The sequence below is a fragment of the Alteromonas sp. LMIT006 genome (assembly GCF_024300645.1).
GTDB classification, from domain to species: Bacteria; Pseudomonadota; Gammaproteobacteria; order Enterobacterales; family Alteromonadaceae; genus Opacimonas; species Opacimonas immobilis.
The window spans coordinates 2,170,414-2,184,295 of sequence record NZ_CP101291.1; the positions used below are offsets into that span (position 1 = coordinate 2,170,414).

14 protein-coding genes are annotated in these 13,882 nt (G+C 45.0%); 4 read left to right on the top strand and 10 right to left on the bottom strand.

The window, feature by feature from the left end:
- Window positions 1-106 precede the first annotated feature (106 nt).
- From NLG07_RS10135 to NLG07_RS10155, 5 genes are all read right to left on the bottom strand, one after another.
- Window positions 107-700, bottom strand: coding sequence for a hypothetical protein (locus NLG07_RS10135; RefSeq protein WP_254855329.1), 594 nt, complete (start codon window positions 698-700; stop codon window positions 107-109).
- 108 nt (window positions 701-808) lie between these two features.
- A complete protein-coding gene (locus tag NLG07_RS10140; protein WP_254855334.1) occupies window positions 809-1,228 on the bottom strand; it encodes a hypothetical protein in 420 nt (139 codons plus the stop codon).
- A 109-nt stretch (window positions 1,229-1,337) separates the two neighbouring features.
- Window positions 1,338-2,045: a hypothetical protein gene (locus tag NLG07_RS10145; protein WP_248526311.1), complete on the bottom strand. Its 708-nt coding sequence runs from the start codon at window positions 2,043-2,045 to the stop codon at window positions 1,338-1,340.
- A gap of 141 nt (window positions 2,046-2,186) precedes the next feature.
- Window positions 2,187-2,477 (bottom strand): DUF3144 domain-containing protein, encoded by a 291-nt coding sequence (locus tag NLG07_RS10150; protein WP_254855326.1) that lies wholly within the window; start codon window positions 2,475-2,477, stop codon window positions 2,187-2,189.
- A 124-nt stretch (window positions 2,478-2,601) separates the two neighbouring features.
- Window positions 2,602-2,892, bottom strand: a complete 291-nt coding sequence (locus tag NLG07_RS10155) for a hypothetical protein (RefSeq protein ID WP_254855335.1) — start codon at window positions 2,890-2,892, stop codon at window positions 2,602-2,604.
- A gap of 351 nt (window positions 2,893-3,243) precedes the next feature.
- On the opposite strand from NLG07_RS10155, the gene NLG07_RS10160 reads away from it, so the two are divergent.
- Entirely contained in the window at window positions 3,244-4,206 is a 963-nt protein-coding gene (locus NLG07_RS10160) for an integron integrase (RefSeq protein ID WP_254855336.1), read from the top strand.
- Here NLG07_RS10160 and NLG07_RS10165 read toward each other — a convergent pair.
- Genes NLG07_RS10165 through NLG07_RS10175 form a run of 3 tightly spaced genes read right to left on the bottom strand, consistent with a single transcriptional unit; the run spans window position 4,203 to window position 6,613 of the window.
- The gene (locus NLG07_RS10165; protein WP_254855337.1) at window positions 4,203-4,355 is read right to left on the bottom strand and encodes a DUF5989 family protein; all 153 of its coding nucleotides are present in this window, start codon (window positions 4,353-4,355) and stop codon (window positions 4,203-4,205) included. The two genes, NLG07_RS10160 and NLG07_RS10165, sit on opposite strands and share 4 nt — an antisense overlap.
- Window positions 4,356-4,383: 28 nt before the next feature.
- Complete coding sequence (locus NLG07_RS10170; protein ID WP_254855338.1) at window positions 4,384-4,842, bottom strand: hypothetical protein; 459 nt, start codon at window positions 4,840-4,842, stop codon at window positions 4,384-4,386.
- Entirely contained in the window at window positions 4,829-6,613 is a 1,785-nt protein-coding gene (locus tag NLG07_RS10175) for a carbamoyltransferase (protein WP_254855339.1), read from the bottom strand. Before NLG07_RS10175 ends, NLG07_RS10170 begins: the two co-directional genes overlap by 14 nt.
- 139 nt (window positions 6,614-6,752) lie before the next feature.
- Between NLG07_RS10175 and NLG07_RS10180 the strand changes: the two genes are divergently transcribed.
- From NLG07_RS10180 to NLG07_RS10190, 3 genes are read left to right on the top strand one after another with little or no spacing between them, the layout of a single operon-like run.
- On the top strand, window positions 6,753-8,561 hold the full coding sequence (locus NLG07_RS10180) for a hypothetical protein (protein ID WP_254855340.1): 1,809 nt from the start codon (window positions 6,753-6,755) through the stop codon (window positions 8,559-8,561).
- 1 nt (window position 8,562) lies between these two features.
- On the top strand, window positions 8,563-10,260 hold the full coding sequence (locus NLG07_RS10185; RefSeq protein WP_254855341.1) for an SGNH/GDSL hydrolase family protein: 1,698 nt from the start codon (window positions 8,563-8,565) through the stop codon (window positions 10,258-10,260).
- Between the two features lie 44 nt (window positions 10,261-10,304).
- Complete coding sequence (locus NLG07_RS10190; RefSeq protein ID WP_254855342.1) at window positions 10,305-12,047, top strand: S41 family peptidase; 1,743 nt, start codon at window positions 10,305-10,307, stop codon at window positions 12,045-12,047.
- A gap of 29 nt (window positions 12,048-12,076) precedes the next feature.
- Here the strand turns inward: NLG07_RS10190 and NLG07_RS10195 are convergent, their stop codons facing one another.
- Both NLG07_RS10195 and NLG07_RS10200 read right to left on the bottom strand, forming a co-directional pair.
- Window positions 12,077-12,469, bottom strand: a complete 393-nt coding sequence (locus NLG07_RS10195; protein ID WP_254855343.1) for a hypothetical protein — start codon at window positions 12,467-12,469, stop codon at window positions 12,077-12,079.
- A gap of 111 nt (window positions 12,470-12,580) precedes the next feature.
- On the bottom strand, window positions 12,581-13,804 hold the full coding sequence (locus NLG07_RS10200) for an FAD-binding oxidoreductase (protein WP_254855344.1): 1,224 nt from the start codon (window positions 13,802-13,804) through the stop codon (window positions 12,581-12,583).
- Window positions 13,805-13,882: the final 78 nt, after the last annotated feature.

A 13,882-nucleotide genomic window follows, 5' to 3' on the forward strand; every position in this document is an offset into this window, starting at 1 on the left:
AACGCTAAGCTAACGGGCATAAACGGAATGCGAAAATTTGCGAAGCCTCGCATTGCGTTTGTGTCCCAGTGACCGCAGGGAACGAGTTAAGCGCCTTGTTATATTCCTACACTGAATCACATTTAGCCCTCTGTTTTACGTTGTCTATGTATTCCTCGTATGAAGAGAATACATCCAGCACAATCTTGGCATCAGGCTTTAGCGCAATAAACTTTTTATTCATTTCCAAACTTTTATTGAACGATGCACAAGCTAAAAAAACTTGGTCATTTGCAATGTAGGTATAGCCTCTATGCAAATAAATATTTGTTAAATCATCATAGCGTTCTAACTCTTCATAAATCATTGCAGACTTATCTAGAAACTTAATTGACGCATCAAATCTGTCCTCATATTTGATCGTAGAGTTATTAAATCCGTTTTCAATGTAACGGCTTAAATAGAGTTCAACGCTACTGGACCTGAGGAAAATTGCATAAGCTTTGTAAGCTTCGGCAAGTCCAACACGGTCGTTTTCTGTTTGATATATGTCGATTGCTTCAATTATAAGTTTTTCAGCTGGTAGCGGCCTTTCGTTTTGATCGAATAACCAATAAGCATCTGAGATTTTTTGTTTTGGGTCAGATGTATATGGCACCAATGCAGCTGCACACCCTAATAAATTAGAAAACAATAAAACGATTATTGCTGTTCGAAGCATGATTTTTCCTTGAATATAACGCCCGATTAACGAGTGACCAGACTACGGCGTGACGGTTGCGAAGGCAAGCGACATGACTTTGTCTGGGCATCTCTGTTCAATCTCTTGTTAGGTAGCATCGCTCGGTTGCTCACCATGGTAAAAATATAAAAGCTGTTCTTTCTCATGATAGCCAGTTCCCCATAAAGGCGAATTAAGTGAAGCAATTGAACCATCTTTCGCAATTTTTATTTTTGCTCTTGCGTATGCACAGTAATCTTCAATTTCACTGTTTATCTTACTTTTAAGCGCATCTAAAAATTGTTGTGCTGAATACTGCACTGGCTTTAACGAAAAATGTGTAGCACAACCATTAGGGACTAAGAAAAACTCCCCATCGTCATCCCAGTGAAAAGCCTCAATCGCGCGAAGTTCGATATTTCCCGAACCGTCTTGAGCGTAACAAGCAAAAGCGACATCATACTCTTTTGCCTTCGGAAGTGATTTAAAGACTGATTCAACGTCTTCAATGATTTGCCTGACATTCATCCCTGCTACCTAACGCCCCAATAAGCGGCAAGTAACACTTGGCTAAACTAAGCGAGGCACGAGCGCAAGCCAAGTGTTATGCGTCCGCCCTTAATTGGTTTGTTATGTTTCAACAATTTAAAGGGTCTATGCCTATATATTGAACCCTATCAAATCTAATTTCATCAAGACTAATTTTTGTACCGTTAATCATGATCTCAGGATATGAAACAGAAAAACTTTGTAATCTCGATAAAATTTTTCTTGTGCTGATACTAAACGACATTCCTGTATTGAAATATCTTTCTCTACCAAAGAGCACAGAGTAAGAATAGGTTTTACCGCTTATTTTTGATAAGGCAGGAACCCGTATATATCCGTTTTCTTGATCGGAATTTTTAACTCGCTCAATAAGATCCTCACTAAGCCCCTGATATGATCTTTTTAAAATAGAATTGGGTGAGCCGAGATAATTTTTCTTGTTCGTTGATAAGAAATCAATATTTAGTTGCCAGCTATTAGAGGTGTTATTGTCTTTGACTATGATGTAATCACGGTCTAACTGAAGTTCTACTCCCTCAGGTGCGTTAATACTTGAAAAGAGATAAAAGTTGTCTAATTCAGTGTTGCTATCTGTGCTTGACGCCCACATCTGAATTTCAACACCTTCAGCAAGAAATATTTTAATTGTATCTGGCGGTCCAGAACTACCGCACCCGCGAGAAATAAGAGTTCCCTCTTCATGTAAAGGTTTATAGAAGTCTCTTGGAACAGGTGCACATGAAGCTAAAACTAACACGCTAAAAAGCACCACTAATGCTATATGAATCCTATCCAAGTTCACGCAACTCCCTTTGAAACATAACGCCCCGCTCAGCAGCGCCGAGTATGGAGCGATTTTGTGTTAATGTCTGAGCGCAGCGAGCAACACAAAATTGTGGAATGCTCGGTGTCTGTCTGGAGCGGCTTGTTATAAGCCCTATTCATCATTACCCATATACTTGTCGAAATTTTGGATATAATCATTTAAATTCTCTTCGAGCATTTTTTTGTATTCGGAGGCAAAATATTCGATTGTTTCATTTTTTGCAGATTCCATTTCTTCTTTAGAATTCCACCCACAAGCACTAATCCAAGAATTAAATCGAGCAGTTGCATACATCATCGATGCACTTACTTTCCCGCGACCAATTTCTTCAGATATTTGATCGTTTGATAAATGAATATGTGAATCGGCTCTCTCGTAAAATTTGTCATCCACCTCTTTCATAATGATTTATCCCGTGGGCTTATAACGCCGCCAACACAGGCCGAGCGAAGCGAGGTCCAGTGCAATGCGTTTTTTGCATTGCACGTTTGTGCTTGGCCTTGTTATGAGTGTTACTTGCTGCATACTACAGCCCCAAGCCATTTTTTATTTCAATGATCATTTTTGCAATATTCAAGTCGTGCTCTGGAGCGGCAGACAAGCCCATACTTTCCGTTGAAACTACGCCAAGATACTTAGCAATTGGCTCAGGCGAATCACTTTCCATTGCATGGGCAAAAACTCTAGGCAAGTAAGACTGATACTCATCTCTAGCCCAGTCCCCATCTGAAATCCCAATCGGATCCCATTTATAGAAAAGAACCTCATCAATTCTTTTATAAAGTTCCAACTGATCTGGTGATAGTTTCTGTCCCATTACTTACTCATAACAGTATATTATGTAGAACTCTGTGTAAAACATAACTGCTTTCCCCTCAAAGCTCTACATAATTTTAACAATATCAAAACTATACAACGCATTAACAAGTAATTACCACAACTTTTTTTCGTAGTTACATTGCGTTCTATGTAACAGCAATGCCAACTCATAACAGACACACAAGTATGTTAAAGCAATCAAATCTTATCCCATTGTTATATCCGTGATTATATTGAATGCATAGTAACAACATCATCAAACTGCCCTAAAGCTCTGCGATTTATGGTCATAAGGACAGTCGAATTTTTTATACAATTTTCCTTCATTCAGAACTGGAAAATTCTTATTTTGACAACCTCACCATTCTTAGAAAGCATTCGACACGTGTTAAGGACTAAGCATTATTCAATCCAAACAGAAAAGACGTATCTCTTTTGGATCAAACGCTTCATTCTATTTCACAACAAACGCCACCCTGCAGGGCTTGCTGAAGAAGAGGTTATGCAATTTTTAAACTACCTAGCAGTAAATAGAAAAGTCACTGCATCTACTCAAAATTTAGCCTTATGCGCCATTGTATTCATGTACAAACATATTTTTGACAGAGAATTAGTACTACTGCCCGATACTGTTCGGGCAAGAGCGCCTAGCAGAGTGCCAACAGTACTATCTCATGAAGAAGCCATGAACATCATTGAGCACATGTCTCCAAAGTATCAACTCATGTTTTCCATACTATATGGCAGTGGATTGAGAAAAACAGAACTTCTTAAGTTAAGAATAAAAGACATCGATTTTGAGAATCGCACCGTGTTTATATTCAGAGGCAAGGGAAACAAAGACAGAACCAGTCTATTACCCAATAAACTCATCGAACCTTTACAACGACAAATCGAGAACGTTCGTAAAATCCATGCCAAAGATCTGGCAGAAGGCTACGGTATGACAAGTTTGCCACCGAGTCTTGCAAGAAAATACCCAAATGCGATCACAGAGCTTAAGTGGCAATATGTATTCCCTTCGACCACACGTTGCCAACATCCCTATGATGGATACTATTGTCGACATCATCTTCACAATACGGCACTGACCAAATCATTGAAGCTCGCTGTTCGCCAATCAGGTGTGAACAAACATGTTACTGCACACACCTTTCGACATTCATTTGCCACACAGTTGCTCTTATCCGGCACAGATATTCGCACGGTACAAGAACTACTTGGCCATACCGATGTGCGCACAACCCAAATTTATACCCATGTCATTGGGCAACACGTCTCGGGAGTCATCAGCCCGTTTGATAAGAATTAAAACAGCGTATAAATAAATCCAGCTAAACTCGATTGCTGTGTGGCTACAACTAACCCACCTAGCAACACGAAAAAGATAAAAATAGGCAGTAACCACAGTTTTTTGCGATGTTTCAAAAACGCCCATAAATCAGATAAAAATTCACTCATATTGCACTCATAATGATAACTAGCATGACTAAAACGGATCCTGCATATGGTCTTTACGCATATCCTCGCGACTTCGCTTAATATAAAAACTATCTGCTTCGTTGGCTTGTGGACGTTTTTGATAGGTTAAACGCTTGGTGAGTTGGCTATACAGCCCCATCGGCATCACCAGACACACATACAGTAACAGCAAAATGATTTTGGTATTGGTATAGGCCAGCACTGAAGCAATCACCATCCAGCTTATATACACAGGATATACCGCAGGCAAATAAATCGAGCGCATCAACAACAAATACGCACTCATGTACAAGGGCCAATATGGCACTGGGCCATCGAACAACCAAGGCAACAATCCCATGAATACCAGACAAACAAAGCCACTGAATTGCCAACAAAACACGGTCAAACCGCGTTTGTCATCTTTATCACATAAAGGCAGTTGATGCTGTGTCCACCAATTAGTTAATGCGTTAGTCTTTGGCAAATGTCACCTCCTGCGCCCGTTGCATGACTGCATCCGGCATAGCTTGTTTATCGAGCAGCACCCCATCCATGTATAAATAATCCATCTCAGTCGCCAAAAAACAACGGATCGCGTCACTCGGCGTGCACACAGGGGGTTCCCCGCGCACATTGAACGATGTATTGATCAGCACCGGCACACCTGTTTTGGCATAAAACGCCGCCAAGACCTGATGCACTGGTTGAGACGAATGCACGGTTTGTACTCGCGCACTGCCATCGACATGGGTAATCGCAGGTAGCACCGATTGTTTATCTGACTGGACTTGCGCTACCATCAGCATATAAGGGCTATAGGTGATATCGCAAAACCAATCCGCAACATGGGCATCCATCACAATCGGGGCAAAGGGGCGAAAGGATTCGCGTTGTTTGATTTTTAAATTCATCACCGACTGCATTTTTGGGTCACGCGGATCACCCAAAATCGAGCGATGCCCCAACGCTCTAGGGCCAAATTCCATCCGACCAGTAAAATACCCCACTACGGCTTGTTCCGTTAACAAGTGCGCCACCCCCTCTGCGGTCACATCCGCTCGAAACTGCACGCCCCATTCTGCACAAGCTTGTTCGATATCATCTTGAGTAAACGTCGGACCGAGCTGACTGCCCTGCATGCTATCTTGTGGCGACGGTAATACGTTGATTTCACGCGTTATTGCGCCAGACTGAAACGAATACTCCAGTGCTGCCCCTAGCGCGCCACCCGCATCGCCTGCCGCAGGCTGTACATATATCTCATCAAATCCAGCCTCGCGGAGTAACCGCCCATTTGCGACACAATTCAGTGCCACGCCCCCGGCCAGACATAGATGAGTCTGCCCTGTCTGGGCTTTGAGATGCATCGCCATTGCCAGCACCACTTCTTCGGTCACTTGTTGAATGGAAGCCGCGAGATCTTTGTGTTTTTGTTGTAAAGGCGCATCGTGCGCAAGGGCGGGACCATCAAACAGCGCACAAAATGCCTGATTGACCATGCGCTCGCCCACCATAAAATCAAAATAATCCAGATTCAGCGCAAAACTCCCATCGGCTTTGATATCAATGAGATGACGTTTAATAATATCGGCGTACACGGGTTTGCCATATGGCGCAAGGCCCATTAACTTGTACTCTCCCGCATTGACTTTAAAACCGCAATAATAGGTAAACGCCGAATACAATAATCCCAAAGAATGCGGAAAATGCAGCTCCCACAGTGGACTCAGGCTTTGACCTTCACCAATCCACGCACTGGTCGTTGCCCATTCACCGACCCCATCCAAGCACAGCACCACGGCTTGCTCAAACGGAGAGGGATAAAACGCAGACGCCGCGTGTGATAGATGATGTTCGGAAAACGCAATGGGAGGCAAAGTTGCCTTTTTATCCAGTCCAGCCAGCGTCCGGCACTCTCGCCTTAGCAGCTGCTTAAAATAGAGTTTTTCTTTGAGCCAGATGGGCAATGCGCGACTGAAACTGATAAACCCTCGCGGGGCATGGGCAAGGTAAGTCTCTAACAAACGTTCAAATTTGAGCAGTGGCTTGTCATAAAAGACAATTGCATCGCAATCACTGAGTAAGACATCGGCCTCGGCTAAACAATAGGCAATGGCTTGGGAAGGAAATGACGCATCGTGTTTGATTCGGCTAAAGCGTTCTTCTTGCGCTGCGGCCACAATCACACCGTCGCAAATAATGGCGGCGGCACTGTCGTGATAAAAAGCGGAGATCCCAAGCACGTATTGCGACATGAATGTTATTATTGGTTTTGTCGGTCTGATAAGTCTATTGTGCCACGCTTGCACAAAAAGGTTAATCTTTTGTTGTGATTTTGTAATGCTCTGATTATCCTAACAGCATGTAAAGCATAATAATTAAAATACCCATTACATGCGCAAACTTGCCTTTTACCTCATTGCCATCTTCGTCATTCCACTGCTGCTACTGTTGTCTGCGGAAGGCTTATTACGTCTGGTTGGCTTTGGCCAAACTACTCCGCTCGTTGTACCGGTCAAAGGGCAAGCGGGTTATGTCATGCCCAACCCAAACCTCATCCAGCGCTTTGTCTTGCATCCGGCTCACGCGCCTGCAGTAGCGCCCGATACTCAGTATTTTTTGGCAGAAAAACCAGCCGATACCTTGCGTATTATTACCCTAGGCGGCTCATCCATGGCAGGTTTTCCCTATGGACGGTTTGGCGCACCTGGCTCTTTCTTACAACAGCGCGTTACAGGCCTGTATCCGGACAAAAATATCGAAGTCATCAACCTCGCCATGTCTTCCATCAATAGTTATGCGCTGCGCGATATTGCGAAAGAGGTCGTGACGCTTGCGCCAGATGCGGTCTATATCTATGCTGGACACAATGAATACCTTGGCGTCATGGGGGTGGGTTCTTCTTATGCAGGCTTAGGTGGTCACCGACTCAACACGTTGTATTTATCGGTCAAAGAGTGGCGATTAACCCAGCTTATCGTGTCTTTGATCAGCACATCATCTACAGACAATAAACCTGACAATGCCCGCACCGTGATGGCCAGTGTTGCCCAAAATCGCAACATTGCCTTTGACAGCCCTGCCTATCATCGCGGGATTGAGCAATATCGGGATAACATGCGCAAGGTCTTAGCCACATTTAATGCTGAGGATATTCCGGTATACTTGTCGACCTTGGCGGCCAATGATAAAGACCAAGTCCCTTTTGCGGATAGCTATGCATTGAGCGACACTGACAGTGCGAAGCTTGACAGTACATATCTTGACACGCTAAAAGCCCTACACAAGCAACACCCTTTCCATGCGACAGTGAATTACCGTCTTGCGCAAGCTTATTTGGAAAATGGGGATACTCAGCTGGCGCGTCAGCATTTTGGTCTAGCAAAAGATTATGATGCCTTGCGTTTTCGCGCCCCTGGCGAGCTCAATATTGTCATCTCTGAGCTGGCAGAGCGCTTTGATAAAACTTATCTCGTTGATGGTGCGGATATGCTGCGCAGACAATCAAAAGATGGCATTGTCGGGTTGGATCTGATGCACGAACATTTGCATCCCAATGCCAAGGGGTATTTTTTCTTAGCCGAAAGTGCGCTGATGCTCATGCAGCGCCATTTGCTACTGCCCAAAGTCAACACAGTTGCCAGCGCCAATGCCGCTTGGCATCATCGCTTTATCAATCCTGCTGACGAGTATCTGGCCAAAGTCAAAATCGCACGATTGACATCCGATTACCCGTTTGTCCCTCAAGCGGTACCCGTACCTGAGTTCACACCGACAAATACCGAAGAAAAGCTCGGCGCTGCCCGTCTAACTCAAAACAACTGGCTCGGACAGCAACAACAGCTGCTCAACTATTATCAGACGGAACAAGATTATTTGAGTGCGGCCAATGTGGCAGCCAGTCTGTTTTATGCCCTGCCCTATAATCCTGAGATGGCGTGGTTTGCCGCCAATCTGTATAAACAGGCCGGTAGTTTTGATTATGCGCGCTATTTTGCCCGGCGTGTGACTGAGATACAGCCGCAAAAGCTGGAAGCGCGATTATTATTCGCTGAGATGCTGTTTAATCAAAGAGATTTTGCTGGCGCCAAAGCACAGCTTGAGGAAGCTTTACTTATTGAACCAACACATGAACCGACTAAACAGTATATTGAGCAGGTGGAGCAGCTAATGCAAACTGACGTTTCTAATGAGAGCAAGTGATATGAAAAATCACTCAAACACCTGGTTATTTCGTTTGATCGCCATCTTAATCCCGTTTGCATTTGTTGGCTTAATCGAATTATCGTTGCGTCTTGTTGGCTTTGGTCAAAGCTACCCCTTATTCATCCCCAACCCTGCTCACCCAGATTATCTATTAACACGTCCCGATGTGGTCAAACGCTATTTTCCGTTTCAAGAAAATGTCCCAAATGTGACGTTGGAGCCGCATTTTTTCTTGAAAGACAAACCAAGTAATGGCGTACGGATTTTTGTGCAAGGGGGCTCTACCGCCGCAGGCTACCCCTACGGATTAGGCGCATCCATTGCAGGCATGCTGGAACATCGTCTGCGCGCGTCACTACCAGGCAAGCATGTAGAAGTAGTCAATACCGCACTTTCTGCGGTCAATAGCTATACGTTGCTGGATTTTGCCGATGAAATCATTGCTCAACAGCCCGATGCGGTATTGATTTATGCTGGTCACAACGAGTACTTGGGCTTGCTTGGCTCAGGTTCGCGTTTTGCCATTGCCGATAGCCACGCGGTCACCTTATTACAGCTTGCACTCAAAGACTGGCGGATCTACCAGCTCATTCAATGGCTAGTGGTTGAACTGTCATCCACCACATCTGATACAAAAGCCTCTACCGGAACATCCTCTCGCACGGTTATGGCGCAAGTTGCGCAAACCCAAACCATTGAATATGGCAGTGAGGCCTTTGCTGCGGGCAAAACCCAATTGAAAGACAATTTGACGTTACTGCTTGATAAATACCAACAAGCCAATATCCCAGTATTCATCAGCACCATTGCCAGTAATGAAAAAGACTTTGCGCCTTTTGTTTCTGCGCCTCTCAGTGCAGAATACACGAAATTGCTGAAGGAGCTCCCCAGTAGTTATGCCACATTAGCAGAGCAAGCAGATTCCGCCACACACGCAGCCCTTGCCTATCATCTCGGGCAGTTCTGTCTGGCTACGCGTCAAACCTGCGCTCAGGCATGGTTTAGCAAAGCCAGAGATTATGATGCGTTGCGGTTTCGCGCCCCGTCGCACGTCAATGAGATCATTCGCAGCTTTGCCGATCAGCAGGTATTTATAGTGGATAGCGAAGCGCGATTGCGCGGCCGAGATCCACAGGGTTTTATCGGCAACAACGTAATGCTCGAACATTTGCACCCCAATGTGTCTGGGTATTTTGTCATTGCCAACGCCTTCTATGACCGTCTGGTGGAAAGCGAGGTATTTGACGACATCCGTACCATTGACGTCAATACTGCGTGGCAACGTCGGCCCATTATTCCTGCCGAAGAATACGCGGGATTTGCGGATGTGCAGGTACTGATGTCAGATTATCCTTTTACTGATTCTCCTCAGCCCGTTAAGTTGCCCGCGCCAAGTAACGCCGATCAGCACTTTGGTTTACTAAAACATCGAAAAGAGCTTGATTGGCTAGGCATGATGAAACAAGCTCAGCGCTATTACATCAATCAAAAAGACACGCAAATGGTCACTAAGGTAACGCAAATTATCGCCGACGCCCTGCCCCATGACCCGATGGCGAATCTTAAGGCCGGGCAATACTTGGCACAAGCAGAACGCTTTGCTGAAGCCCTGTATTATTATGAACGCGCCCAGCGTGCGGGGGCGCTGCAGCTTGAGCAGACGATTGCAACACTTAAGACGAAAAGCCAGATGTAATTTCCCCCCTGGTTTGTTATGGTAGTGCTTTCAGGGAGGAACTTATGCACAAGCACATTTACACGCTTATTTTTATCCTATTAGCGCTATTTGCCCCATTTTCAAGTCTATCAGCGACTCTACATATCACCGTCAGAGGCATTGAAACGCCCAGCTTATTTGTCATAGGTGAATCGGCACCATTGTCTATGACCAAGCCAACGCCCATGATACGTCACAAAGACGGTTTTAAACTTAGCCTATGGTTACCTGAAGTGGCCGTGGGTGAGCGTGTGCGTCTTAAATTTGCACAAATTAAACAAACTGACTTACTTTCTCCCCCCGAAATCATAACAGAATCGCTGCAGGGCTTTCGTCAAATCAAACTCACCGATGAGCACACCTATACTTCACACGCTTATGGCGTGCCCGACCCACTGGCATTTTCAGATGTGGATACATTTACACCTGCGCAATTGCAAGCGGATTTGGCTATTTTGAATGACGTCCTTGAGACACTACATCCAGGGTTGAATCGCTACATGAGCGACAGTCAGTGGTCAGCTCACAAAGCCTCACTTTCCCAGCAATTCAAACAACCTATGAGTGTCAAAGACACCTACCTTGCGATCACGCTCTACGTTGCTGCCATCCAATGTGGTCATACGCATACTGGGATTTACAACCAGTCGGCCTTTATCGATCAGCTCTTACAAGGCGCTGCAGACAAACTACCCTTTTTGTTTGATAACCAAGACGGTCGTTGGTATTTAACACACAATGTGTCGGGCAAAAGTTTGCTCAAACCCGGCACCGAAATTCTAGCCATTAACGATCAGCCAATTGCAGACATTATTGATTCCATGTTGCCTTACATGAGCGCGGATGGTGCCAATGACGCCCATCGTCATGCGCAAATCGCTCTGCACCCTGTCAGTACGTGGCAAATGTTTGATGCGTATTTTCCATTACTCTTTGGCCAAGCCGATACACCGTATCGTCTAAAAGTACGCTTGGCCAACAGCAACAAGCCCTTATTTATCAATGTGGATGCGGTTACTTTGGCTGAACGCACGCGCCGCCTAGAAGCGTTAGCAATACCCGAAATGGACATCAACCAAAGTTGGTCTTATCGCATTCAAGAAGACGGTTCGGGCTATCTGCGCATTGGTACCTATGCCACCTACAAAATGTCGTTAGACTGGCAAGCTTTTTATGCAGAAGCGTTTGCGGCATTTGCAGCAGCCGATGTCGAACACATCATTGTCGATATTCGCGGTAACGGCGGCGGGATGGATATTGCTCGCTTAACCTTAGATGCGTACTTGGGCCTGACGGATTTACCCGACCAATGGACGCACATGAGCAAGTACCAGGTGGTGCCAGAGCATTTGCGCCCTTATCTCAATACGTGGGATAACAGTGTGTTAGATATCTCTGAATGGACGCAAGCAGCGAGTAATAGCGTGCTTGATGGATACGAAGCAGTCTCACCGACTCAGCCTGAGCTACCCGTTTTAGAATCCCCCTTCACTGGCAAGATCAGTTTGTGGGTTGATGGCACCAACTCGTCGGCCACTTTCTATCAAGCTGTCGCGTATCAAGGTCATCCCAGAGTGGAGATTATTGGTGAGCCTACCGGCGGTAACTTGCGTGGCATCAATGGTGGGGCAATGTTCTTTTTGACACTACCTAACACACAAATCGGTGTGGATATTCCCCTGTTTGCGTCGTTTCCAAAAGATGCAGATTTGGGCACAGTCCCTAATCGAGGCATCATACCCGATGCAATAAAAAAGGGCGTGTAAAACACCCTTTTTTTTTGCAGAATATACGATTATTCGCCGCCGTCACCTTTCTCCTTGGCTTTTTCTTTCGCTTGTTCAAGCAAAGATTTGGCCTCATTTTTTGTCTCTTCTGCCTCGTCTTTCAAACCAGAGAGCATGGCTTTGCCTTCATCAACTTTGGCTTTAGCCGCATCGGTATATTCGCTCACTTTAGCCGCAGCTTCTTCAGAGTATACACCAACTGCGGCTTTAGCTTTGTCCATCATTTTGTCCGATTCAGCAAAGGTTTCTTCTGACTTTTTAACGGCTGCATCGGCAGTTGCGACGGCTTTGTCTGCAGCTTCTTTGGACTCTTCTTGCTGTTGCTCTGAACAGGCACTGAATAAAAATACTCCTGTTAAAACAAGCGAAACAATAGAGACGGACTGTATTGATTTTTTCATACGACTTTCCTTAGTGTGAATTCAGTAACAAATGAGTCATAAGTCATTTAATAAGTGACTACTCTAATAGAATAGATAGCTCTCACCATAATGCAAACATTTTGAGATTGTTCAATATCGAACAGTGGAGGCAAACTGGCGGTCTGGCCTAAATTGTTCAATGCCCCCCACAGGTTTTTGATAAATCAATTCAGAAGCAATTATCTTTCCAGCCAAAGGACCTAGACATACACCACTATGCATGACTGCAATATACACCTCTGGACGCTTCAGTGATGAGCCTAATACTGGATGGCCGTCTAATGGTAAAGGTCGCCAGCCGATGACGACATCGGCTAGAGTTAGTTCTTGCAGTGCTGGAAAGTACTGACTTGCTCTTGTCAACATTTGCCTGCCATGTTGCAATGCTAAGCTTTGATTAGGAAAGCGGTTAGGACGATTTTGTAAACGCATGGTATGGGCCTGCCCCTCCGGTGGACCATCTTGTTCACCAATGACAACAACACCGTCTGCGCGTTGATGGAGGTGAACACCCGGCGCTGCAACTACTGAATGAAGAATTCGTTCTGTTGGTTCAGAAAAGGCAATAACTCCAGGTGTCGATCGCTGTGGTAGAGGCAATCCAGAGAAATGCTCCGGTAACTGTGGATCAGCACCTGAGGCAATCACGACAAAGTCTGATGGGATCGTTCTAAGATTTGTTTCTACCCCAATTAATCGCTCATTTCTCAAGACAGGATTAAGCGCTGCTTCTGGGAAATGTACCTTTGCTCCAAGCTGTACTGCTGCGTCTAATAATTGTTTGGTCGCCTGAACCGGATCCACCGCACCATCATTTTGAGCATAGGCTGCAACCGTTGCATCATCAATCACAATATTAGGTTCAAGCTCCCGGATTGCATCAGCATGAATCATACTAGAACGCTCACCCCAACGCTCCTGCTCTAAAATTTGCTCAGATAAGCGTTGGTTTCTCTGGGTAGACTCGAACCATTCAATGGAACCATGCCAATCAATAGGAATAGATAATTCAGCTTGCAGTGCACGCCACTGGCTAAGCCCTAGTTGATTTAAATAATGGTAGTGTTTTGGCTGTTTTGCCCAACTTGCGTTGAGCCAAGCAAACGTCCCAAGTGTTGAATGACTTGCTGGTGCCTGTTGATCGATAACCGTCACGTCAGCGCCAGCTTTAGACAGGTAATACGCAGCAGAGCTACCAACAATTCCTGCACCGATCACGGTCACTCTTGGTTTGCTAGCTGCAGCAAAAACAGGAGGTAATGCTATACAAGCACTAAGGCTAGCAAATAATTTTAAAGCCGTTCGTCTATCCATAAATCGCTTACCGTCTTATGAATCGTTTCACAATGAAAAGAGATATTAGAATACAAAAAAAAACCGCCATATTAAATG

Bases quoted from the DNA above. Each gene is read 5' to 3' on its own strand.
- NLG07_RS10135 (WP_254855329.1), bottom strand. From the start codon at position 700: ATGCTTCGAACAGCAATAATCGTTTTATTGTTTTCTAATTTATTAGGG.
- NLG07_RS10140 (WP_254855334.1), bottom strand. From the start codon at position 1,228: ATGAATGTCAGGCAAATCATTGAAGACGTTGAATCAGTCTTTAAATCA.
- NLG07_RS10180 (WP_254855340.1), top strand. From the start codon at position 6,753: ATGCGCAAACTTGCCTTTTACCTCATTGCCATCTTCGTCATTCCACTG.
- NLG07_RS10155 (WP_254855335.1), bottom strand. From the start codon at position 2,892: ATGGGACAGAAACTATCACCAGATCAGTTGGAACTTTATAAAAGAATT.
- NLG07_RS10200 (WP_254855344.1), bottom strand. From the start codon at position 13,804: ATGGATAGACGAACGGCTTTAAAATTATTTGCTAGCCTTAGTGCTTGT.
- NLG07_RS10190 (WP_254855342.1), top strand. From the start codon at position 10,305: ATGCACAAGCACATTTACACGCTTATTTTTATCCTATTAGCGCTATTT.
- NLG07_RS10185 (WP_254855341.1), top strand. From the start codon at position 8,563: ATGAAAAATCACTCAAACACCTGGTTATTTCGTTTGATCGCCATCTTA.
- NLG07_RS10150 (WP_254855326.1), bottom strand. From the start codon at position 2,477: ATGAAAGAGGTGGATGACAAATTTTACGAGAGAGCCGATTCACATATT.
- NLG07_RS10165 (WP_254855337.1), bottom strand. From the start codon at position 4,355: ATGAGTGAATTTTTATCTGATTTATGGGCGTTTTTGAAACATCGCAAA.
- NLG07_RS10175 (WP_254855339.1), bottom strand. From the start codon at position 6,613: ATGTCGCAATACGTGCTTGGGATCTCCGCTTTTTATCACGACAGTGCC.
- NLG07_RS10195 (WP_254855343.1), bottom strand. From the start codon at position 12,469: ATGAAAAAATCAATACAGTCCGTCTCTATTGTTTCGCTTGTTTTAACA.